This is a genomic window from Streptomyces sp. NPDC018610 (genome assembly GCF_044391765.1).
Lineage (GTDB): Bacteria > Actinomycetota > Actinomycetes > Streptomycetales > Streptomycetaceae > Streptomyces.
This window is the reverse complement of record NZ_JBISAL010000013.1, coordinates 261,018-282,896: the sequence shown is the minus strand read 5'-3', so window position 1 is coordinate 282,896 and position 21,879 is coordinate 261,018. Positions and strand designations below refer to the sequence as shown.

General features: G+C 73.0%; 19 protein-coding genes. 12 read left to right on the top strand and 7 right to left on the bottom strand.

The genetic code is table 11. The annotated features are described in order from the left end of the window. Positions 1-115 precede the first annotated feature (115 nt). From ACH5A8_RS30660 to ACH5A8_RS30640, 5 genes are all read right to left on the bottom strand, one after another. On the bottom strand, positions 116-586 hold the full coding sequence (locus ACH5A8_RS30660) for a hypothetical protein (RefSeq protein WP_399007225.1): 471 nt from the start codon (positions 584-586) through the stop codon (positions 116-118). Continuing rightward, positions 570-1,067, bottom strand: coding sequence for an RNA polymerase sigma factor (locus ACH5A8_RS30655; RefSeq protein ID WP_399007224.1), 498 nt, complete (start codon positions 1,065-1,067; stop codon positions 570-572). The genes ACH5A8_RS30660 and ACH5A8_RS30655 overlap by 17 nt, the downstream gene beginning before the upstream one ends. Before the next feature lie 116 nt (positions 1,068-1,183). After that, positions 1,184-1,846 carry a class F sortase gene (locus ACH5A8_RS30650; RefSeq protein WP_399007223.1) on the bottom strand — a complete coding sequence of 221 codons (663 nt, stop codon included), beginning with the start codon at positions 1,844-1,846 and terminating at the stop codon, positions 1,184-1,186. A gap of 3 nt (positions 1,847-1,849) precedes the next feature. Beyond that, positions 1,850-2,281, bottom strand: coding sequence for a sortase-dependent protein (locus ACH5A8_RS30645; RefSeq protein ID WP_399007222.1), 432 nt, complete (start codon positions 2,279-2,281; stop codon positions 1,850-1,852). Between the two features lie 176 nt (positions 2,282-2,457). Then, positions 2,458-3,444, bottom strand: a complete 987-nt coding sequence (locus ACH5A8_RS30640; protein ID WP_399007221.1) for an NAD-dependent epimerase/dehydratase family protein — start codon at positions 3,442-3,444, stop codon at positions 2,458-2,460. A 945-nt stretch (positions 3,445-4,389) separates the two neighbouring features. Between ACH5A8_RS30640 and ACH5A8_RS30635 the strand changes: the two genes are divergently transcribed. From ACH5A8_RS30635 to ACH5A8_RS30585, 11 genes are all read left to right on the top strand, one after another. Further along, positions 4,390-8,412, top strand: a complete 4,023-nt coding sequence (locus tag ACH5A8_RS30635; RefSeq protein WP_399007220.1) for an SGNH/GDSL hydrolase family protein — start codon at positions 4,390-4,392, stop codon at positions 8,410-8,412. Between the two features lie 109 nt (positions 8,413-8,521). Next, positions 8,522-9,001: a hypothetical protein gene (locus ACH5A8_RS30630; RefSeq protein ID WP_399007219.1), complete on the top strand. Its 480-nt coding sequence runs from the start codon at positions 8,522-8,524 to the stop codon at positions 8,999-9,001. 75 nt (positions 9,002-9,076) lie between these two features. Continuing rightward, positions 9,077-9,601 carry a DUF488 family protein gene (locus ACH5A8_RS30625; protein WP_399007218.1) on the top strand — a complete coding sequence of 175 codons (525 nt, stop codon included), beginning with the start codon at positions 9,077-9,079 and terminating at the stop codon, positions 9,599-9,601. A 67-nt stretch (positions 9,602-9,668) separates the two neighbouring features. Next, positions 9,669-10,055, top strand: coding sequence for a thioesterase family protein (locus ACH5A8_RS30620; RefSeq protein ID WP_399007217.1), 387 nt, complete (start codon positions 9,669-9,671; stop codon positions 10,053-10,055). After that, positions 10,049-10,906, top strand: coding sequence for an MOSC domain-containing protein (locus ACH5A8_RS30615; protein WP_399007216.1), 858 nt, complete (start codon positions 10,049-10,051; stop codon positions 10,904-10,906). Before ACH5A8_RS30620 ends, ACH5A8_RS30615 begins: the two co-directional genes overlap by 7 nt. Positions 10,907-11,110: 204 nt before the next feature. Then, positions 11,111-11,959 carry an STAS domain-containing protein gene (locus tag ACH5A8_RS30610; protein WP_399007215.1) on the top strand — a complete coding sequence of 283 codons (849 nt, stop codon included), beginning with the start codon at positions 11,111-11,113 and terminating at the stop codon, positions 11,957-11,959. Next, positions 11,956-12,324, top strand: a complete 369-nt coding sequence (locus tag ACH5A8_RS30605; RefSeq protein ID WP_399007214.1) for an STAS domain-containing protein — start codon at positions 11,956-11,958, stop codon at positions 12,322-12,324. The genes ACH5A8_RS30610 and ACH5A8_RS30605 overlap by 4 nt, the downstream gene beginning before the upstream one ends. After that, positions 12,321-12,740, top strand: a complete 420-nt coding sequence (locus tag ACH5A8_RS30600) for an ATP-binding protein (RefSeq protein WP_399007213.1) — start codon at positions 12,321-12,323, stop codon at positions 12,738-12,740. The genes ACH5A8_RS30605 and ACH5A8_RS30600 overlap by 4 nt, the downstream gene beginning before the upstream one ends. Then, on the top strand, positions 12,728-13,774 hold the full coding sequence (locus tag ACH5A8_RS30595; RefSeq protein ID WP_399007212.1) for an ATP-binding SpoIIE family protein phosphatase: 1,047 nt from the start codon (positions 12,728-12,730) through the stop codon (positions 13,772-13,774). Before ACH5A8_RS30600 ends, ACH5A8_RS30595 begins: the two co-directional genes overlap by 13 nt. Next, positions 13,771-15,669, top strand: coding sequence for an ATP-binding protein (locus ACH5A8_RS30590; RefSeq protein WP_399007211.1), 1,899 nt, complete (start codon positions 13,771-13,773; stop codon positions 15,667-15,669). The genes ACH5A8_RS30595 and ACH5A8_RS30590 overlap by 4 nt, the downstream gene beginning before the upstream one ends. Further along, positions 15,666-17,285 (top strand): SpoIIE family protein phosphatase, encoded by a 1,620-nt coding sequence (locus tag ACH5A8_RS30585; protein ID WP_399007210.1) that lies wholly within the window; start codon positions 15,666-15,668, stop codon positions 17,283-17,285. The genes ACH5A8_RS30590 and ACH5A8_RS30585 overlap by 4 nt, the downstream gene beginning before the upstream one ends. A gap of 66 nt (positions 17,286-17,351) precedes the next feature. Here the strand turns inward: ACH5A8_RS30585 and ACH5A8_RS30580 are convergent, their stop codons facing one another. Then, on the bottom strand, positions 17,352-18,707 hold the full coding sequence (locus tag ACH5A8_RS30580; protein WP_399007209.1) for a beta-1,3-glucanase family protein: 1,356 nt from the start codon (positions 18,705-18,707) through the stop codon (positions 17,352-17,354). A 108-nt stretch (positions 18,708-18,815) separates the two neighbouring features. Further along, on the bottom strand, positions 18,816-20,204 hold the full coding sequence (locus tag ACH5A8_RS30575; RefSeq protein WP_399007208.1) for a lectin: 1,389 nt from the start codon (positions 20,202-20,204) through the stop codon (positions 18,816-18,818). Positions 20,205-20,499: 295 nt separating this feature from the next. On the opposite strand from ACH5A8_RS30575, the gene ACH5A8_RS30570 reads away from it, so the two are divergent. Continuing rightward, entirely contained in the window at positions 20,500-21,708 is a 1,209-nt protein-coding gene (locus ACH5A8_RS30570) for an alginate lyase family protein (RefSeq protein WP_399007207.1), read from the top strand. Positions 21,709-21,879: the final 171 nt, after the last annotated feature.

Below are 21,879 nucleotides of genomic sequence, written 5' to 3'. Positions count from 1 at the left end.
CCAGGCCGTCCAGGGAACCACCCTCCCCACCGCCTGACCCCGGCCCACGACACCAAGGGCGGGCCCGCCATCAACGCGGACCCGCCCTTGCCGTGTTCCGATACGCGAAGGCACCTCAGTTCCCCGGCCCCTTCCCGGTCGGGATGGCGACCGGGCCGCCTCCCGTGCCGGCCGGGCCGCCGGAGCCGCTGCCCCCGACGGCGGTGGTGGGTTCGGACGGCGAGGAACGGGACGGTGTCGGCACCGGGACGCTCGGCAGGGGCGTGCCATGAGTGGGCCCGGGGGTGGAGGTGGGGGGGTCCACGGGCGCGGTCGCCGGGGCGGAGACGCCGGCCGGCGGGGCGAGCGGGGACACGGGGGCCGGGCCGGTCGGGTCCGCGGCGGGCCACAGCAGGGCCGCCGCGGCGATCACCGCCGTGGTCGCGCCGCCCGCGGCCGCGGCGCGCAGTCCCCGGCGGCGGGCGGCGCGGCGGCGGATCCCCTCGAAGGCGCCGGGGGGCGGCGCCAGCACCGCCGGGCCCTGGCGCAGCAGCGCGGCCAGTTCTCCGTCGCCGTCCTCGTCCCAGGGCTCAATGGGTGTGATCAAGGTGTCCTCCCAGTCGGGCGCGCAGGTACTCCCGGGCGGCGTGCAGATCGGCCTTGACGGTGCCTTCCCTTCGCTCCGTCAGCAGGGCGATCTTCCGGACCGGCAGGTCGGCGTAGTAGTACAGCAGAACGACGGTGCGCAGCCGCTCGGGCAGCGACTGCACCAGCAGCCGTACCGGGACCGAGGTCTCCGCGCCCTCCTGCGGGCGGGCCAGCGCCGCTTCGGTGCCGGCCCGCCGCACCGCCCGGCGTTCGCGCTCCAGCTTGCGCCAGTGGTCGCGCACCAGGTTGGCCGCCGTGACGTAGAGGAAGCCGCGGGGCTCCTCCACGGCGGTCCAGCGTGTCCACAGGCGGGTGAACGCCTCGGAGGCGATCTCGTGGGCGGTGCCGTCGTCGTCGACCAGACGGCGGCACCAGCCGGCGAGGCGGGGGTAGAGGTCGGCGAACAGCTCGGCGGCTGCCCTGTCCTTGGACCGGCTCAACTCTCTCCATGTGCTCGGAAGGTGAAGGGGGCCGTGGCCAGGGCCTCTCGTTCGGATCTTGCCGCGCGCGTGCTGTGGCACCGCCCCCTCGTCCGGCCCGATCCGTACGAAGGACCCTAGGCCGCGTGCCGCACGGCGGTCAGTGAGGCGAACACGATCACGTTGTCGCGGTAGCCGGCGCCGGTCCGCGGACCGCCGCAGGTGATGAGGCGCAGTTCCGGATGGTCGGTGTCGCCGTAGACCGCACGGGACGGGAACCGGTCCTTGGCCACGGTCCGCACGGCGTCCACCGTGAAGGTGGCCGAGGTGCCGTCCTGGAGCCGGACGACGGCGCGCGCGCCCGGCCTCAGCCGCGACAGCCTGAGGAAGACCCCGTCCCCGTACCGGCCGACGGTCACATGACCGAGGATCACCGACGGCCCCAGTTGGCCGGGGGTGGGTGAGCCGCCGTACCAGCCGGCCGGGGAACGGGGTCCGACCGGCGGGACCTGGACCGTACCGTCGGGTTCCAGGCCGAGTCGGGTGACCGGGGTGTCGACCCCGATGTCCGGGATGCGCAGGCGTACCGGGACCGACCGTGCGATCGGGGCGGGCGCGGCCGTGCCGGCGGCGGCCGGGGGCCGCGCGGCCGCCATGCCTCCGGTCGGCCGCGCGGGCGCGGACGACGGCGCGGCCGCGGGCGAGGCTTTCTGTGCGGCCTCGCAGCCGGCGACCGCGTACGCCGTCAGGCAGATCGTGGCGAGGACCGTCGGCAGCGCGGTCGTCCGGGACGCCCGCACGGGTCAGCCCCGGGCCTTGAGCCTGCGGCGCAGCACGAGCGCGCCCGCGCCGAGGACGAGCGCTCCGGCGCCGGCCGCCGCGCCGGTGGTGGTCGTCGTCCCGGTCGTCTCGGACGCCTGGGGCGGTACCCCGGTGTCCGGGGCGCCCGCGGGCACCACGCCGACCTGGCCGCCGGTGCCCGCCTCGGCGGGGCTCGGGACGGGCTTCACGGCGGTGGGGGCCGCGCCGCCCCGGCTGTCCGCCGTGGTCGGGCCGGCCGGGCTCGGGACCGGCTCGGGGGTGGCGGCGCCCCCGCCGGCGCCGCCCGTCTCGGCGGGCGCCGACGGCACCGGCGTGGGGTGGGAGCCGCCGCTGTCGGCGAGGGCCGTTCCGGCCCCGGCGGCGGCCAGGGCCGCGGCGCAGCCGACGGCTGCGAAGAAGGTCCGTGCACGCATGAGAAGTCTCCCTCGATCGGCCCGGTCGTCTCCTGCGCGGAGCGCCGGGCGGCTGTCCGGTGCGGAATCGGACGGAGAGACGACGCGGTGCCGGCCGGGGTTGTAAAGGGATGGCAAAGTCCGCTCCGCGGGGCCGGCCGGTCACGCGCGGGCGGGCCCCGGGGAGCGCTGGGTCTCTATCCCAGGGAGGCCAGGAGTTCGCGTTCCCTGTCCTGGGCGATACCCGCCCTGCGGGGGCGGTGCAGGCCCTGTTCGCGTTCCCAGCGGAGGGTGTCGGCCAGGAGGTCGGCGCGGGGGCGGTGGCGCAGGCCCGCCGCGGTGGCTGCGGAGCCGTCGCGGGCCGCCCAGCCCTCCCAGCCCGGTTCGACGAGCCACAGGGGCAGTGAGCCGGGGCCCATGTACTCGCCCACTCCGCGCGCGAGGAGTTCCTGGGACGGCACCGTGACGACCGGTCCGGTGTGTCCGCCGACGCGGCGGGAGAGTTCGATCCACTCGGCGAAGGGCACCGTCGGGCCGAGCGCGTTGTAGACGCCCGTGGTGCGCCGCTCGGCGGTGTCGAGGAGCCAGGCCGTCAGATCGCGTACGTCGACGGTCTGCGTGGGGGCGTCGGGGGTGTCGGGGACGAGCAGCGGCTCCTCGGGCGCACGGGCGGCGCGGGCCACCCAGTAGCCCGTGCGGTCGCTGTGGTCGCCGGGTCCGCCGATGAGCCCGGGGCGTGCGATCAGGAGGCGGTCGGCCAGGGCGGCCCGGGTGAGCGCCTCGCAGGCCGACTTGGCCTCGCCGTACTGCTCCCGGCCGGCCTCCTCACGGTCCGTGGCGGGCAGGAGCGCGGCCGACTCGTCCGCGCCGGGCTCGCCGTGGGAGGCGTACGCGCTGACCGAGGAGACATAGGTCCAGTGGCGTGCCCGCGCGCCCAGGGCCGCCACCGCGCGCCGTACGAAGCCGGGTTGCCAGGACAGCTCGAACACGGCGTCCCAGTCCCGGCCGGCCAGGGCCGCGTACGCGTCGGCTTCGCGCCGGTCGGCGGCGACCAGGTGCGCGCCCTCCGCCACCGAGCCGCTCTCGCCACGGGCCAGGCAGGTGACGCGGTGGCCGCGTTCGAGGGCCTGCCGGGACACCTCCCGGCCCAGCCAGGCCGTACCGCCGAGGACCAGAATCTCCATGCGTTCCATGGGGGAAGCCAATCAGCGGTCACGGAGCACGCCAAGGGGCTTCTGCCGAGGGCAGATCGGGCCCGTCCGGCGGTGGACGACCGGTCGACGGCCGGTCGCTGGCCGAGGGACGGCCGGTGGGGCGCACGCTTGCGCCGGTCCCGCGAGAACAGGCCACGCCGGACGGTCTCCGGGGGCCGTGCGCCGCACATTGAACGCATATCAAGTCCACAGTCACGGCGGTCAGTTGGAATTTCCTGGAGGACTCTGCGGCACCGGGGGGCCGGGGAGGAATTCGCGCCATCTGCGGGCTCCGCCCTTGCGTGACGTGTCCATGCCTCGCCTACGATGATCACGCCTCGGTCCGGAACAGACCAATCCGGCGCACCGAAGGCGCGTGCACGTCAACGGGGGCGTCTCGCACGGCACTTGCCGCGCTGCCTCCGTCTGCATACATCGCAGCAAGGGGGGCTCATGCGTTTCGGGGAAAGCGGTAAGGCCGCCGCCGCTCCGGCGACTCCGCCCTGACGAGCCACGGCGCGCCCTCCCCCCTCACGTGGTGCGAGGCGGCGCGCCGGTCCGCGGCCCCGTCCCCGGCCACGGACACCGCCCCTGCCGCCGGATCCCGCGGAGCGCCCGCGCTCCCCTGAGACCTCCGCCACCGTGCCGACCGGGCGCCCCCGGTCGCCCGACCGGCCACGATCCGCACCGCCCCGGTGAGCCGGCTCACCGCGTGCCGCGGCGACAACGCTGTCGCCGCCCCTGCACGCGAACGGCCGCACCCGGAGCGGACATCGCGCAGACCGTCCTGCGTGCCGTCCCCGGCTCCCCCGTGGCCGACCACCCCTCCAAGCCCCCCTGCCTGCCCGCCGGTCCCGTCGGCGGGGGCGGGTGGAACACGCCGTGCCCGGGACCGGGGACGGTGAGCCGACTCGACGCGAGACAGGGAGCTCTCACTTGAGACCCGCAAGACGAACACGCGCGGCCGTGGCCGCGGCGGTGACGTGCGCCGCACTGGCCGGCGGCCTGCTGCAGGCCGTGCCCGCCACCGCCGCGCCCGCCACCGCCGCACGCACCGCGACATCCGGCGCCGCGAAGAAGGCGCCCGCCCCGCCGGCCAGGGTCAGCGACCCCGCGCGCAAGCTCGGGCGGGGCTGGAAGACGTCCCAGGACCGCGCCGTCACCGCCGCGGCCGACGTGAACGGCCTGCGCATCCTCGTCGCCGACAGCGCCAAGGCGTACGAGTGGAAGACCGCGGCCGTGCTCTCGGAGCCCGGCATGCCGGCCGACTCCTGGCTCGGCAACCAGTGCGTCATGGACCACGACCACGTCGCCGCCGTGTACGCGCCGCGCACCTTCACCAACAAGCCCGACCTGATGCAGGGAGGCGCGTTCGCGGCCATCGTCGACCTCGCCACCGGCCGGGTGACCAAGCTGCCGTTCACCGCGTCACTGGCGTACTTCGACCCCTCCTGCGACACGACCACGCACACCGCCGCGTTCACCGCCTTCCGCGACATGAACGACCCGGCGAAGACCATGACGCGCGTCATCACCGTGGACTCCGCCGGCAAGACCCTCGGCACGGCCGCGGCGAAGGGCGAGATCACCAGCGCCGTTCCCGCCGGCAACGGCGTCGTGGGCGCCCTGGGCAGCCACCTGATCCGCCTCGACCGCTCGGGCAAGGTCAAGGACCTGCTCACCGCGGGCGGGGTGCCCTTCGACATCCACCCGGTCAGGGGCGGAAAGGTCGCCTTCGTCGAGCGCAACGGCAGCGACAAGGCGCGGGCCCGGGTGTGGAAGTCGGGCGGCACGGCGACCACGGTCGCCACGGGCCCGCTCGGCGACCTCGAACTCAAGCGCGGCGGGGCCGAGAAGGTCTTCCTGACCGGTCACCCGACCGGCACCTCGCACACCGCCGGCAGCGGGATCACCCGGATCGACGCGCCGTCCGAGGCGGACGTCTCCTCCGACGGCCGGCTCGCCGTCGACACCGTCCTCACCCCCGGCATCCGGGCGGGCCTGGCGCACATCGCCGGCGTCGGCAAGGGCTTCGACAAGGCGAAGGCGACACCGCAGGACGGCACCGCGCAGGCGCCGGCCACCGTGACTCCCGACGCCCCGGTCACCGTGACGTCCACCGCCACCGCCACCGGGACGAAGCTCAGCCAGACGGTCACGCAGACCACGGCGCCGCACGGCACCGAGCACCTCTCGCCGGCCCTGGCGGGCGTGGGCAAGCCGGCCTCCGGCACGGGCGCGCGGCCCAAGGGCGTCGCGGCGGGCATCGTCTCGCACGAGCCCACGGACCCCGACCGCTGGTGCTCGATCTCCCGCAACGACATGAACGCCCAGGCGCTGCAGCCCACCCCGAACCAGGTCGAGTGGGCCGTCGACATGGCCGTCCGCGGCAACCTGCGCTCGCAGTACCTGCGGCAGGAGGGCTACCGCACCACCCAGACGGGTCTCGGCACGGTCGACCCGCAGGGCCTGTTCCCGCCGCCCACGCTGATCGGCGGCGGGCGTATCCCCGCCAACGTCATGCTCGGCATCATGGCCCAGGAATCCAACCTGTGGCAGGCCGAGTCCGGGTCCATCCCCGGCCAGATGGGAAACCCCCTGGCCGCGGTGGACGGTTACTACGGCCACCAGCTGGACCCGGGCAACCCGAACGCCTACTGGAACATCAACTGGGACAAGTCCGACTGCGGTTACGGCGTCGGACAGGTCACCGACGGCATGCGCCTGCCGGGGCACGAGAAGCCGGGGGAGACGAGCCTGTCCCCCGCCCTGCAGAAGGCCGTCGCCGTGGACTACGCGACGAACATCGCGGCGTCCATGAAGATCCTCGCGGACAAGTGGAACGAGGTCCACACCGCCGGGCAGACGGTCACCGTCAACAACGACGACCCCTCCCGCGTGGAGAACTGGTTCACCGCCGCGTGGAACTACAACCTCGGCTTCAACCCGCCCTCGGAGGCGTCCAAGCACGACGGGCACTGGGGTCTCGGCTGGTACAACAACCCGGCCAACCCGGTCTTCAAGAACAGCTGGCACCACCCGTTCATGGACACCGACGTGGACGGCACCGAGGCCAACCACGACGCGGCGCACCCGCAGGACTGGCCGTACGAGGAGAAGGTGATGGGCTGGGCCGCCTGGTCCATGGACACCGGCTTCTCCTACTCCACCGACGGCCGTCAGGACTGGCCCGGCGAGTCGGGCTTCTCCTCGGCCGGCTTCCGTCCCGCCTGGTGGACCAGCACCGCCTACCGGAGCCGGGTCTCGCCGGACCTGGACACCTTCTGCAACAGCAACAACAACTGCGACTCGCAGTCGCCCCCGAACTGCGGCACCGAGGAGTGCTACGCGCAGTACTGGTGGAACAAGCCCAACGCCACCTGGAAGAACGACTGCGACACCAGTTGCGGACACGAGAACATCAAGTACGCCACCCTGGTCTCCGAACCGGGCCGCGGCTACCGGCTGCAGCACGGCACCCCGGTCTGCACCGGCGCTCCGTCCCCCTGGGTCGTCGCCTCGGTGCCCGACGGGACGAACAGCTGGAGCAACTGCGGGGTGGTGTCCTCCTCGGGCAGCTTCCAGTTCACGTTCAACGCGAGCACCCTGGGAACCCACTACGAGGCCAAGGCGGACCTGCACTCGGTCGGCGGCGGCTACGGAGGCCACTACTGGTACACGCACACCCGTAACGCCGACCGCCTCGGCGGTCCCGGCGGGGAGATGACGATCGACGGCAAGTGGACGCTCAACAAGAGCCTGGGCTGGGCACGCGTCCTGGTCCAGTTGCCCGACACCGGCGCCCAGACCCGCCAGGCCTCCTACGTGGTGGGCGGCTCGGACAGCACCAGCCCCAAGCGGGTGCTCCTCCAGCGGGCGGGAGGCTGGGCCAGCCTCGGCGTCTTCCACTTCACCGGCACGCCGACGGTGTCCCTGTCCAGCGCCACGGCCGACGGCACGGCGGACGAGGACATCGCCTGGGGCGCCGTCGCCTTCCAGCCGCTCGACGCCAAGCCGAAGAACATGGTCGTCGCCATGGGCGACTCCTACTCCTCGGGCGAGGGCGCCAGCGCCCCCGGCGGCGGTGACTTCTTCCCGGAGACGGACCACCCCGACAAGCTGAACGACGAGCTGATCGACAAGTGCCACCGCTCCACCCTGGCCTGGTCGCGACAGGCGTCCCTGCCGGGCGACTCCAAGTCGATCGGTGCGCTGGCCGACGGCCTCGACCCGAGCATGGACTACCACTTCGTCGCCTGCTCGGGCGCTCGCACCTACAACATGCTCACCGAGGGGCAGTCCCACGAGGTGCCGCAGATCGACGCCGGCTACCTCGACGCCAACACGACCCTGGTGACCCTGTCGGTGGGCGGCAACGACGCCCGCTTCTCGGACGTGTTCAAGCAGTGCACGTACAAGGTCATCCTGGACCTGTGCCAGAACACGTCGATCGGGAACAAGGACCCGGACACCGGTGACGACGTGTCGGGAGACACCGGGCCGCTGAAGGACTGGGCCCCGAAGTGGCTGCACGACCAGGTGCGCCCGCGCATCGCGAACGTCATGACCAGGATCCACGCCCTCGCGCCGCACGCGAAGATCGTCCTCATGGGCTATCCGCGCCTGCTGTCGGGCGGCGGACAGTGCGTCCCCGGCATCGGCACCGAGGAGGCCCCGTGGCTCAACTCGGTCGCGGACACCCTGGACGACGAGATGGACGGCGCCGCCTCCGACGTCAACGCGGTCTCCGGCACGGCCCTCGTGACGTTCGCCGACCCGCGCGACGAGTTCGACGGCAAGGCGGCGTGCGGTGACCCGGAGGACGTGAACGGCATCGTCCTCACCGGCTTCTCGCAGGCGGACAACACCGGGACGCTGGCGACCGGTATGGCGTCCCTCCACCCGAAGATCGCCGGCGCGCGTCTGTACGCCAACGTGCTGGAGAAGAAACTCAAGTAAAGAAACCGCGGGTGCCGGGGGAAGCCGCGAGCCGGCCTCCCCCGGCCCACGCCGGGGCCTGAGTACCCGTACTCAGGCCCCGGCGGCCTCGATGGGAAACCATGCTGTCATGAACACTGCCTCCTCAGAGCGGTCCGGCGAACAGGCGGCTCCTTCCCGCGCGGCCGTCGCCCGGCGCGTCGTGGGCGCCGCCGTGACCGGCGCCCTCCTCTCGTACCTGTCGTTCGCGCTCGTGGACTGGGCGAACCGCTACGACGACCGCACCTGCGCCAAGGCGTCGGACTTCTGCATGACGCTGGCGCCGTTGCTCTCGATCCCCGCCTCGCTCGCCATCGCCCTCGTCGTGCTGATCGTGGCGTACCGGCTGCTGGGCATCCGCCCGCGGCTCGCGGTGGTCCCGCCGACGCTGCTCCTGGCGCCGTTCGTCCTCGTCGCCGCTCGGACCACGATCGGTCCGTGGCCGGCCGTCCTGGCGGGTGCGGTGTGGGCCGCCGCCCTGGTCCTCACCCTCTGGCGCCCCTACCGCGCCCTGGGCCTCTCCCTCGCCGGGGTGCTGCTCCTCGCTTCACTCGGGGCCGTGTACCGCTAGGGCCTCGCCAGGGACGCCGTCGGTCCTCCGGTCCGCCGCCGTGCGCGCGGGGCGGGTGTTGCCGACACTCCAGGTATGAACCGCATCCGCACGGTCGGGCACTCCACGCGCGACTTCGACGAGATGCTGGCGCTGCTGCGCGACAACGACGTCACCTGTCTGGTGGACGTCCGCTCCTTCCCCTCGTCGAGGAAGTACCCGCAGTGGAACCAGTCGGCGATCGTCGAAGCCCTGCCCCCCGACATCACGTATCGCTGGATCCCCCGGCTGGGCGGCCGCCGGCACACGCCCAAGGGCACACCGACCGTGAACGGCGCATGGCGGGTCAAGGCCTTCCGCGACTACGCCGACTACATGGCCACCGACGAGTTCGCGCAAGGCCTGCGAGAACTGCTCGAACTGGCCGCACACGAACGCCCGGCGATCATGTGCAGCGAGGCCGTGCCGTGGCGGTGCCACCGCAGACTGATCACCGACGCCCTGATCGTCGCCGGCGCGGAGGTGACGCACATCATGTCGGGCACGACGGTGAAGCCGGCCGTCCTGAACGAGCACGCGCGAGTGCACGACGGACGTCTGACGTACCCGCCGTCCGACTGACGCGCGCGCCCGGCGGCCCGGCGGCGGCCGGGCGCTCAGGGGTTAGCGTGGTGGCATGCGATGCGATGTGACCGATGCCGATACCTCGGTGGCCCTGGGCAGCGGTGACGTGCCCGTGCTGGCCACCCCGCGGCTGATCGCGTGGATGGAGGCGGCGACCGTACGGGCCGCCGCCGCGTTCACGGACGGGGACCGGACGACCGTGGGAACGGCGATCCGGGTCGAGCACCTCCGCGCCACCCCGGTGGGCGGCGGCGTCGAGGTGGTCGCGGAGCCGCCCGCCGCCCCGGTCGACGGACGGCTCACCTTCGCCGTACGGGCCGTCGACGACTCCGGACGCCTCGTCGCCACGGGCGAGATCGACCGGGCGATCGTCGAGCGGGAGCGGTTCCTCGCGGCGGCGCAGCGCTCGAAGACGGACTCGAACTCCGGTCAGGAGCGCTCCGGTTGCTGACCTCCACGGGGTCCGTGACGGCGTTGCGCCGGTATCCGGTGAAGTCCATGCTCGGCGAGGCCCTGACGTCCGTGGACGTCACCCCCGACGGCCTGCGCGGCGACCGGACCCACGCCGTGCTCGACGAGTCGGGCGCGATCGGGAGCGCCAAGCACCCACGCAAGTGGGGGCGGTTGCTGGACTGCCGGAGCCGGTCGGCCGGCGACGGCGCCGTCCGGGTCGAACTGCCCGACGGGACTCACCTCATGGCGGGCGATCCCGAACTGGACCAGCGGCTGACCGAGTTGACGAGCCGCCGGGTGTCCGTCTCGGCCGCCGCGCCGCAGCGGGCCCGGCTGGAGCGCGCGGTGCCCGAGTACGCGGGCGGTGTCCCGGACGCCGTGCGGGCGACGGCGTCCGTGGACGGCACGGGAGAGCGGATCACCGTCGGCGGGACGGCCGCGGGGACGTTCTTCGACTTCGGCAGGATCCATCTCCTCACCGCGGGCTCCCTGAGGAGGCTCAAGGCCGTGCATCCCGCCGGCGACTTCGATCCGCGCCGTTTCCGGCCGAACCTGGTCGTCGACACCGGGGACGAGGCGGGCTTCGCGGAGGACGCGTGGCCCGGCCGGCGGCTGCGGGCGGGCGGGGCGCTGTTCCGTGTCCTGGTGCCCACTCCCCGCTGTGTGGTCCCCACCCTCGCCCACGACGAACTGCCGCCCGACCCCGGTGTCATGCGCGCGGTCGCCCGCGAGCACCGCGTCCCGGTCCTCGACCTGGGCCGACTGGCGTGCCTCGGGGTGTACCTGGACGTGCTGGAGCCCGGCACGGTCCGGCTGGGCGATCCGGTCACCGTGCTGGACGGACCGTGAACAGGCCCTGACGGGCGTCCTGCTCGTGGCCCGGCCCGGTGTGTCGTCCGGCCTCTCGGGCAGCGGCCCCGGCGGGCGGGACGTGGGGCCACCGGCCGCCGCGGTCCGGGGCGCGTGGCCGGCCCCGAGGAGTGTCCGATGGGCGCACACCCGCTTGCCGTATCGTCTTCTTGGCATATTCGATCAATGCTTTGGTGGGAAGACGTGACGACGGAAAGCAACGCGGCCCTCCTGGTCGAGACACTCACCGCACAGCGTGACGTGTTCCTCACCCAGTGGACCAGAACGGTCGGCGAGGAGCTGCAGGGCCGTCTGAGCGTGGCGGAACTGGGCCGCGAACTGGGAGAGTTGTACGAGGCCCTGCTCCGCGCCCTGGCCGCCGGCGACCTGGACGGCCGCGGGGAGCACTTCGGCGAGACCCGCAGTCTGCTGATCGAGCTCTCCCGCAGCCGGGCCCGGCAGGGCTTCACGCCCACCGAGACCGCCCGCAGCGTCTTCGCGCTCAAGGAGGTGCTGGAGTCCTCCCTCGCCGGCGACGAGAAGGGCGCGCGGCTGTATCTGCAGTTCGCCCGGCTGCTGGACGAGCTCGGCCTGCTGACGACCGAGGCGTACGTCCGCACCCGCGAGGAGATCATCTCCGCCCAGGCCGAGCAGTTGCTCGAACTCTCCACGCCGGTGGTGAAGCTGTGGAACGGCGTCGTCGGTGTGCCGCTGGTGGGCACGCTCGACTCGGCCCGTACCCAGGTCGTCATGGAGAAGCTGCTGCAGACGCTCGTCGACACCGACTCCACGCACGCCATCATCGACATCACGGGCGTCCCGACCGTGGACACCCAGGTCGCCCAGCACCTGCTGAAGACGGTCGTCGCGGCCCGCATGATGGGCGCGCAGTGCACCATCTCGGGCATCCGCCCGCAGATAGCCCAGACCATCGTGGCGCTCGGCATCGAGTTCGGCGACATCCCCACCAACGCGTCCCTGTCCGACGCGCTGCGCCAGGCGCTGAAGGAAGTCGCCCAGGACGCCGCCGACGACGTGCGGGGGCTGCTGTGACCGACCGCGTGCCCATCCTCAAGATCGGCGAGACCCTTCTGGTCCCCATCCAGGTGGACCTGGAGGACCAGATGGTGATGGACCTCCAGGAGGACCTGTCGAACCGGATCGTCGAGACCGGCGCCAAGGGCGTCGTCATCGACATCTCGGCCCTGGAGATCGTCGACTCCTTCGTCGGGCGCATGCTGGCGACCAACGCCTCCATCTCACGCGTCCTCGGCGCGGAGACCATCGTCGTCGGCATGCGGCCCGCCGTGGCCATGACGCTCGTGGAGCTCGGACTGTCCCTTCAGGGCGTCCGTACCGCCCTCAACCTGGAGCGCGGGCTGAAACTCCTGCGTCGTCTCAGCGCGGACCGCGCATGAGGGACTACGGCGCCGCACGGGCCTCGGCCGACACCGTGTCCGTCGCCGACAGCAGCGACGTCGTCTCCGCACGGCAGATGGTGCGCACCCTCGCCCAGCGCGGCGGCATGTCGCTGGTCCACCAGACCAAGCTCGTCACGGCGGCCAGCGAACTCGGCCGCAACATGCTGGTCTACGGCGGCGGGGGCGTCGTGCGCGCGGTGACCGTCACCGAAGCCGGACGCTCCGGCATCTACGTCGAGTTCGAGGACCAGGGACCCGGCATAGCGGACATCGAACTGGCCTTGACGGACGGCTGGACCTCCGGCAGCGGAATGGGGCTCGGACTCAGCGGCGCCAAACGGCTCGTCGACGAGTTCGAGATCCGGTCCGGACCGGAAGGCACCACCGTGCGCATCGTGAAGTGGGGCCGGTGAAGGGCGCCCTCGTCGCCGAGGCCGGCGACGTGTGCTGGCTGCGCTCGGACGTCGCCCTCGCGGCGGCGGCACGCAGGCAGGCGGGGCAGCTGGCCCGCGGCATCTGCCTGCCCGAGGAGCGGGTGGCACGCCTCGAACTGTGCGTGACGGAGATGGCGACCAATCTCCTCAAGCACGCCGAGGACGGCTCCCTGGTCCTGCGGGTCGTGCGCGCCCGCGACCGCGCGGCCGTCGAGTGCCTGTCCCTGGACAGCGGTCCCGGCATGGACGACATCCGCCGGGCGCTGCGCGACGGCACGTCCGCCGTCGGCAGCCTGGGCATCGGCATGGGGGCCATCGGACGGCTCGCGGACGTCTTCGGCGTCCACTCCCTGCCCGGGCGCGGCACGGCGGTCTACGCGCGTTTCTGGGCGGACGGCCGGGTGCCGGAGCCCCGTACGGTGGAGACCGGCGGGCTGACCCGCCCGATCGGCGGTGAGCAGGTGTGCGGCGACAGCTGGGCCGTGCGCACGGTCGGCGGTGACGGCCCGGAGGCGCTGCTGCTGATGATGTGCGACGGGCTCGGGCACGGGCCGCTGGCGGCCCGGGTCGCCGATCTGGCCCGGCAGGCCTTCCGCGACAGCCGCCACACGAGCCCCGCGGCCGTGCTGGAGGACGTCCACCGGGGTCTGCGCGGAACCCGGGGCGCGGCCATGGCGATCGCACTGATCGACGTCCCCGGGCAGCGGGTGCGGCTGAGCGGCGTCGGCAACATCGCGGCGCTGGTCACGGCCGGTCAGACCCGTACCGGACTGCTGTCCATGCCGGGCATCGTCGGTGCGCAGCTGCCCCGCGTGCGCACCTTCGAGGCCCCGTTCCCGCCCGGTTGCGCCCTCGTGATGCACTCCGACGGTCTCAGCGACCGCTGGAAGCCGGCGGACTTCCCCGGCCTGTTCGCCAACGATCCCGCCCTGGTGGCCGCGCAGGTCCTCAGCCAGGCCGCGGTCCGCAGGGACGACGCCGGGATCGTCGTGGCCGTGCACGGGCGGTCGTGAACACGGTGCCGTCCGTCCATGAGCTCGTCACGATCGCCCTGCGGGAAGGGGGTGACGTGGTCGTCCTGCGCCGGTGCACGCAGTCGGCGTGCCGGGCCCTCGGTCTCAAGGGCAGTCCCCTGGTCCGGCTGACGACCGTCGTCAGCGAGGCCGGCGAGCACCTGCTGGGCGCCTCGGACCTGACGGCGCGGCTCGGTCTGGAGGAGGACGGCGGCGTGGTCCTGGTCGTCCGCTTCGGCTGGCGGGAGGCGCGCCGGCCGCCCGCGACGTTGCTGACCGCCGCCGCCCGCCTGCTCGACGACAGCCGTCTGCTGCCCGCGGACGGCGACGGCCGCCACGGACTCGTCCTCGCCCAGCGCGTCCCGGCGGCGCCCGCCTCCGCGGCGGAGCTGGCCTCCGACGTACGCGGCAGGCTCGCCGGCGCCGACACGGCGGCCGACCTGATCGACACCCTGCGCACGCAGAACCGCCAACTGCTGGCCGCGCTCGAGGAGTCGCAGGGCCAGCAGGAGGAACTGCAGCGGCTGAACGCCGAGCTGGAGGAGACCAACGCCGGGGTCGTCGCCCTGTACTCCGAGCTGGCGAGCGAGTTGGAGGAGACGAACAGCGGTGTCGTCGCCCTCTACGCCGAACTGGAGGACAAAACCCGCCAGCTGGAGCTCGCCCACGAGGACAAGAGCCGGTTCTGGGCCAACGTCAGCCACGAGCTGCGCTCCCCGGTGAACTCCGTCATCGCCCTGGCCCGGCTGCTGCTGGACGGCGCGGCGGACCCCCTGTCCGACGAACAGCACCGGCAGGTGGCGCTCGTGCAGGCGTCCGGCAGCACGCTGCTGGCCCTCGTCGACGAACTGCTCGACATCGCCAAGGCGGAGTCCGGCCGGCTGGAGCCGCACATCGCCGAGGTCGATCTGAGGGCGCTGCTGCACCAGTTGCGCGGCATGCTCCAGGGCACCGCGCAGCCGGGAGTGGAGCTGCGCATCCCGGACCTCGTCCAGCCCGTGCCCCTGGCCACCGACGAGGTCATGCTGACCAGGATCCTGCGCAACGTCCTGTCCAACGCCCTGAAGTTCACGGTCGAGGGCCGGGTGACCCTGGAGATCGCCGGTGGCGAGCGCGACGGCCGTCTCGCCTTCCGCGTCCAGGACACCGGCGTCGGCATCCCGGCCGGCGAACTCACCCGTGTCTTCGAGGAGTTCTACCAGGTGCGGGGGCCGCATCAGCGCGGCCGGGCCGGGACCGGCCTGGGACTCCCCTACGCCCGCAGGCTGACGGAACTGCTGGGCGGCACACTCACGCTCGACAGCGAGGAGGGCCGCGGCACCGTCGTGACCGTCGAGATCCCCGCCCACCCCGCCGGGCAGGCGGCGGAGGACGCCGCCACCCGTGAGGCGCCGGACGGCACGGCCACCACCGCCCGGCCGCGGGCGTCGCATCCAGAAGCGCCGTCCGCCGACGCGGTTCTTTCGGCGGGTTCCGTGGTGGTCGTGGACGACGACGAGGTGTTCCTGTCCTGGCTGCGTCCACTGCTGGAGGGGCTCGCCGGCTCCGTCACCGTCCTCACCGACAGCGGCCGGGCCGTGGCGACCGTGGAGCGCGAACGCCCGGACGCCGTCCTCCTCGACCTCGACATGCCCGGCCCGGACGGGTACGAGGTGCACCGGCTGCTGGCCGCGAATCCGGCGACGGCGCATGTGCCCGTGGTCGTCCTGACCGCGCTGGAGGCCGGCGACGTGGACCGCGCGCGCCTGCCCGGGGTCGAAACCGTGCTGAACAAGTCCCGCCTCGCCGCCGCGGACCTCGCCGCCGCCCTGAGCCGGCCGCGCCCGGCCCCCGCCGCGGCGCACGAGCCGGACCGCACCCCTCCGATGTCGACCAGGGCCGAGGAGCGCCGATGACCCGCCGACCCGACATGGACCTCAGTCCGGCACACATCCTGGTGGTGGACGACACCCCCGCGAACCGGTACGTCCTGGCCACCACGCTGCGCCGGGCCGGGCACCGGGTCACCGAGGCCGAGGACGGCACGGGCGCGCTCGAACTGCTCGGCGGCCCCGGCCCGGCGCCGGAGATCGCCATCGTCGACGTGCGGCTGCCCGACATGACCGGCTTCGAGGTGTGCGAGCACATCAAGGGCGCCCCGGCCACCGCCGCCGTCCCCGTCATCAACATCTCCGCGGCCGCCATCACGGTCGACGACCGGGCCCAGGGGCTCTACCGCGGAGCCGACGCCTACCTCGTCGAACCCGTGGCCCCCGACGAACTGCTCGCCACGGTCACCGCGACGCTGCGCTACGCCCGCGCCCGGCGCCGCGCCGAGCTCCTGGCCGAGCGCCTGCACCTGCTCAACCGCCTCACCCTGGCCCTCTACAGCGCCTCCGACGCCCACGAACTGGTCGAGGTGACCGCCGAGGCGGCGGCCGTCATCTTCCGGTGCAGCGTGGCCGCCCTGCTCACCACGCCCCAGGGCAGTCCGCTGGTCGCCCACACCTGGCAGGACGAGGACGGCCCGGAGCGGACCGGCCGCCCGCAGGTGCACTCCACGCCGGCCTGGCCGCAGCGGCGCGGCGACCACGCCGGTCCCGGGAGGGCGAAGGCGACGGAGACCGACCTGCCGTGCCTGCCGCCCGACCTCAAGGACCCGGCGCGTCGGCGCACCGTCGTCGGCCGGGCCAAGGCCGAACGTCCGCCGGTCGTCGTCATCGCCTCCGCGGACGCCGTCACCACCCCGGACGACGAGCAGTTGCTGACCCAGCTCACCCAGGCGAGCGCCCTGGCGCTGGAGGCGCTGCGCAGCTACAGCGAGGAGCACGCCCTGGCCCTCACCCTGCAGCGCGGCTTCCTGCCCGAGAGCCTGCCGAGGACGTCGCGCGCGGACCTGGCCGTGCGCTATCTGCCCGCCAGTGAGCGCACGGAGATAGGCGGCGACTTCTACGAGGCGATCAGCACGCCCGCCGGCCTGGTGGTGGCCGTCGGCGACGTCGCCGGGCACTCGCTCGACGCGGCCATGGTGATGGGCCAGGTGCGGCACGCGCTGCGCGCGTACGCGGCCGAGGGTCACCCGCCGCAGGTGATCCTCTCCTGCCTCGACCACCTGCTGACGTCCGTGGAGCCCGGGGCGACGGTGACCTTGTGCGTCGTCCTGATCGAGTTCGACTCGGACACCGTCCATGTGGCCAACGCGGGTCATCTGCCGCCGCTGATCCGCACCCCGGACGGCGGCACGTCCTATGTGCACGAGCACGGTCCGCTCCTGGGCCTCGGCCTTCCGCACCCGCCCGCCCGGAAGGTCACCGTGGAGCCGGGTTCGCTCATCCTCCTCGTCACGGACGGGCTGGTCGAGCGCCGCCACGAGGATCTTCAGGACTCCCTGGGCACCCTCGCCGCGGTGGTCGCCCGGACGCCGACCGATCCCGAGGAGGCGTGCGAGCGGCTGCTGGACCGGCTGCCACCGGACGGCAGCGACGACGTGGCGCTGATGGCCGTGCGCCTGAACGCGCCCCGCCCGGACTGACCGCCCGGGAGGCGGCCGGTCCGGGCGGGCGGCCCCGCGGTCCGGTGCCGCGGGGCGCCGGACCTTTTACCAGCCCACCGCCACGAGCAGCCACTGCGGAGCGCCGTGGGAGATGAAGGAGGACTGGCCGGCCACGTCGTCGTAGGGGAAGCCGTAGGCGAGGTGGTCGATGGCGTTGTCGTGCCAGAACTTCGCGTAGTAGTTCGCCGGCGCGGCCATGTAGTACTGGGCCGGGTCGCCCTGCTGGGAGGCGGGCAGCGTGGCCACGTGGCGGTTGAGGGCCGCGCACATGTCGGGGTCGCCGGCCAGGGAGGCGGCGCAGCCGAAGATGTCCGAGGTGGCCGCGCCCACGCCGACGGACCGGGCGTAGGCGGTGAAGTAGTTCGCGTTGGCGCCGCCCGCGCGGAAGCCGGGGTCGCTGCCGGGCGCGATGATGCGGTACGGGGCCTGGGTCTGGGCGAGCACCTTGAACGGGGAGGGCACGGCGTCGCCGAACCGCTGGAAGGTGGTGGCGCGGTCCTCGGCGAAGGTCTGGCGGTTCTCGCCGACCTCCTTGTCGTAGCCGTCCTTGCTGTGCAGCCGCATGGCGAGTTTGAGGCCGAACGCGTCGACCCGTGTGGTGTTGCCGTTGAACACGTCACCGCCGACCGTGAACTCGATGAAGTCGTAGTAGGGGCCGTCGGGCGAGCCGAGGTGGAAGTACATCCGGCCCGCGGAGTTGGCCGGCATGTCGAGGTAGGGCTGTTCGGCGATGGAGTGGGTCTGGCCGTCGAAGGTCCAGTAGACCTGGCTGTCGGGGTACTTGCCGTTGGTCCGGTTGAGGATCTTCACCTCGACGGCGTTGTGCGCGGCGGGAATGTCGGCGGTGCCGCCCCAGAAGTCGTCCGGCGGCTGGGTGGTGCCGCCGGCGCCGTACACCTCGAACTCCCACAGGGAGTAGCCGTACGGGGTGGCGCGCGCCGTGCCGTAGAGGCGGACGTAGCGGCCGCTGCCGTCGATCGTCAGGTTCTCGGTGCCGCCGCCGGCGGTGGTGGTGGAGTAGGCGGTGGTCCAGTTCCGCGCGTCGGTGGAGGTCTCGATCCGGTAGGCCTTGGCGTAGGCGGCCTCCCAGCGCAGGGTGACGCGGCTGAGCTGCCGGACGGAGCCGAGGTCGACCTGGAGCCACTGGGGGTCGCCGAACGCCGAGGACCATCGGGTGCCCTGGTCGCCGTCCACGGCCGCGGTCGCCGGGAACGCCGCGTTCTCCACCGAGGAGGCGGTCGCCGGACGGCCGCGGGAGAGCAGCTGGTCGTCGGCGTGTGCCGGGGACGGCGCCAGGGCGGCCACGCAGGCGGCGAGCAGGGCGACGACGAGGAGGGCGGCCCAGGAGCGCGGGGCCGCGCCCGGCGGTCCGCTCCGAAGAGAGCGGGCGGATGTGAGCATGGGGGGTCTCCGTTTCACCGTGCTGTCAGGGCGGGAGGGAACGGTGTGCCGGGAGCGCTCGGCCTGAACGCCCGTGCGGACAGGCCGAGTCGGAGCAGCGGTGGGCGGTCAGCCGGTGTAGGCGGCGAACACCTTGGTGTAGTCCCAGTTCTGCTGGCTGACGCCGGAACAGCTGTCGGCGGGGCCGCCGGTGCAGGGCCGGTCGCGGTTGGCGGACCAGAAGGTGAGCCGGGCCAGGTGGTGCTGCTGGGCGTAGGCGAGGATGGTGCGGAAGTCGGCGACGGTGACGGTCTCGTTGTTGTCGGTGACGCCGTTCATGGAGGAGATGCCCATGTCGCGGTAGGCCTGGTCGTCGCTGTAGTGGTAGGCGTTCTTCAGCGCGGTCTTGAGGCCTTCGGCCGCGCGCTGGGTGAGAGTGCCCATGTTCTGTCCGGCGCCGCCGAAGTCGAACGGCATGATGGTCCAGGCGTCGACGGTCAGGCCGGAGGAGGCCGCGCGGTTGATCAGGGAGGTGTCGGGGCCGCTCTGGCCGGTGCCGATGGTGACGTAGACCTTCAGTCCCGGGTTGTTGTTCTTGACGGTCTTCAGCGCGTCCACGGTGCGCTGCTGGACGGTGGGGTTGCTGTAGGCGTCGGCCTCGATGTCGATGTCGATGGCCTTGAGCCCGTAGGCGCCGATCACCTTCTGGTAGGCGGCGGCCAGTTCGCCGGCGCTGGAGCAGGAACTCTCCAGCTTGTTGCCGCTGTAGCCGCCGAAGGACGGGATGACGTCGCCGCCGCCCGCGCGGACGGTGTTGACGGTCTGCTGGTCGACTCCGCCGGTGAGCGGTCGGCTGCCGTCCCACTGCGGGTTGCAGTAGCCGTTGCTGAGCACGAAGGCGAGGGTGAACCACTTCACGCCGGTGGCGTTGGTGATCGTGGCGGGGCTCGGCGGGCTGCCCCAGCCGTTGTAGAGGTAGGGGGCGACGGCCATCGGGGCCGCCGGGGTGCTGCCGCCGCCGTCCGCGGCGGGCGCGTTCCACTTCTGGTTCGCCGCGCCGGTGCAGCTCCAGATCTGCGCACGCGAGCCGTTGGCGGAGTTGTTGTCGGTGACGTCCAGGCACTTGTCGGCCTGGGGGTTGACGATGTCGTGCGCCGCGGTGACCGTCCACTTCTGGTTGGCGCCGCCGGTGCAGGTCCACAGCTGGACCTTGGCGCCGTTCGCGGTGGAGTCGCCGGTGACGTCGAGACACTTGCCGAGGGCGCGGATCGTGCCGTCGGCTCCGACGGTCCACTGCTGGGCGGCGGTGCCGTTGCAGTCGTAGAGCTGGACCGCGGTGCCGTCGGCGGTGCCGGCCCCGGCCACGTCCAGGCACTTGCCGGCGAGGCCGGTGACGGCGCCGGTGGCGGCCGCGGCCGGGGAGGCCGTGAGCAGGCCTGCGGACAGGGTGAGCGCCGCCAGGGAGACGGTGGTGGCGGCGGTCCGCGCGGAGCGGACGGCAGGGCGGGGTCTGGCCATGTGCGGGGCCCTTCGCGTGGGGGGTGGGGGGACCTCGACACTGCTCCGAGCGTTCACCATACGGAACACGGAGCAGCGCCATCGGTCTTTGTTTAAGCCGTGAAGTTAAAGGTCCGGACCATCGGGCGTCAAGAGGCGTGACCGTCACGGTCGCCAACCCGCCCTCGGGACCCACCCGCCGTATCCCCGCCGGGGCACCAGCACTTGACGGCCCGTGAGCCCGTCCCTATGGTCACCGGCCAACACGCATGTTCAACGACCGACACAGCGTTCACATACGAGAACGGATGGCCGCATGACTGCCGCTCCCCCACACATCCGCCGCAGAACCCGCGCCGTGCTCCTGATCGCCCTGGCCGCCGTCCTCACCGGCGGCCTGCTGCTGCCCCGGGCCCAGCGCGCCGAGGCCGCGCCCGCCGTCTTCGTCCACCCGGGAGTGACCGTCTCCCGGGCCCAACTGGACTTCGTCCGCGGCAAGGTGCTGGCCGGCGCCCAGCCGTGGAAGGGCGCCTACGACCAGATGACGGCGAGCGCCTACGCCGGCCTCGGCCGCACCCCCAAGCCCCGCGCGACCGTGGAGTGCGGCTCGTACTCCAACCCCGACTACGGGTGCACCGACGAGCGCCAGGACGCCATCGCCGCCTACACCGACGCGCTGGCCTGGTACATCTCCCGCGATCCGCGCTACGCCCAGAAGGCCATCGAGATCATGGACGCCTGGTCGGCCGTGATCCGCAGCCACACCAACAGCAACGCGCCGCTGCAGACCGGCTGGGCCGGATCCTCCTGGCCCAAGGCCGCCGAGATCATCAAGTACACGTACACCGGCGCCTGGCCGAACGCCGGCCGGTTCGCGACCATGCTGCGCGACGTCTACCTGCCGGTGGTCATCAAGGGCTCCAACTCCAACGGCAACTGGGAGCTCTCGATGACGGAGGCCGCCGTCGGCATCTCCGTCTTCCTGGAGGACAAGGCCTCCTACGACACCGCCATGGCCACGTTCCGCACCCGCACGGCCGCTTACGTCTACCTCGACTCCGACGGCGCCCTGCCGAAGACCGTGCCGAGCCAGAACCTGAACACCCGCGACAAGATCGTCTCGTACTGGCAGGGCCAGTCCACCTTCGTCACCGGCCTCACCCAGGAGACCTGCCGCGACTTCACCCACACCGGGTACGGCATCTCGGCCATCTCGCACGTCGCCGAGACGAGCCGGATCCAGGGCCAGGACCTGTACGGCACCGACGTCGGGGAGCGGCTGCGGCAGGCCCTCGGCTTCCAGTCCAAGTACGAGCTCGGCGCGGCCGTGCCCGACTGGCTGTGCGGGGGCTCGGTGAACCGGGGCCTCGGGCCGGTCACGGAGGTCGGCTACAACGCCCTGCACAACCGCCTGGGCATCGCCATGACCAACACCCAGGCGCTCACCCAGCAGAACCGCCCGGCCGGCACCAACGCCCTCTTCGTCGCCTGGGAGACCCTGACCCACGGGGACAACCCCGCGTAACCCCCAGCGCGCGCCCTACACACCGCGCGGACGCACCGCGGGGCCCGACCGACGACACGGCCGGGCCCCGCCGCACGCGCCCGGGCCCCGCACGTCCTCGCAGCTCCCGCACGTCTTCGCAACCGGCTTCACCGGCTTCACCGTGAACGGCGGCTCAGTCGCGCCCACCGC

Excerpts from the sequence above, each read along its gene's own strand:
- ACH5A8_RS30645 (WP_399007222.1), bottom strand. The coding sequence starts at position 2,281 with ATGCGTGCACGGACCTTCTTCGCAGCCGTCGGCTGCGCCGCGGCCCTG.
- ACH5A8_RS30640 (WP_399007221.1), bottom strand. The coding sequence starts at position 3,444 with ATGGAGATTCTGGTCCTCGGCGGTACGGCCTGGCTGGGCCGGGAGGTG.
- ACH5A8_RS30630 (WP_399007219.1), top strand. The coding sequence starts at position 8,522 with ATGAACACTGCCTCCTCAGAGCGGTCCGGCGAACAGGCGGCTCCTTCC.
- ACH5A8_RS30625 (WP_399007218.1), top strand. The coding sequence starts at position 9,077 with ATGAACCGCATCCGCACGGTCGGGCACTCCACGCGCGACTTCGACGAG.
- ACH5A8_RS30600 (WP_399007213.1), top strand. The coding sequence starts at position 12,321 with ATGAGGGACTACGGCGCCGCACGGGCCTCGGCCGACACCGTGTCCGTC.
- ACH5A8_RS30585 (WP_399007210.1), top strand. The coding sequence starts at position 15,666 with ATGACCCGCCGACCCGACATGGACCTCAGTCCGGCACACATCCTGGTG.
- ACH5A8_RS30580 (WP_399007209.1), bottom strand. The coding sequence starts at position 18,707 with ATGCTCACATCCGCCCGCTCTCTTCGGAGCGGACCGCCGGGCGCGGCC.
- ACH5A8_RS30575 (WP_399007208.1), bottom strand. The coding sequence starts at position 20,204 with ATGGCCAGACCCCGCCCTGCCGTCCGCTCCGCGCGGACCGCCGCCACC.
- ACH5A8_RS30570 (WP_399007207.1), top strand. The coding sequence starts at position 20,500 with ATGACTGCCGCTCCCCCACACATCCGCCGCAGAACCCGCGCCGTGCTC.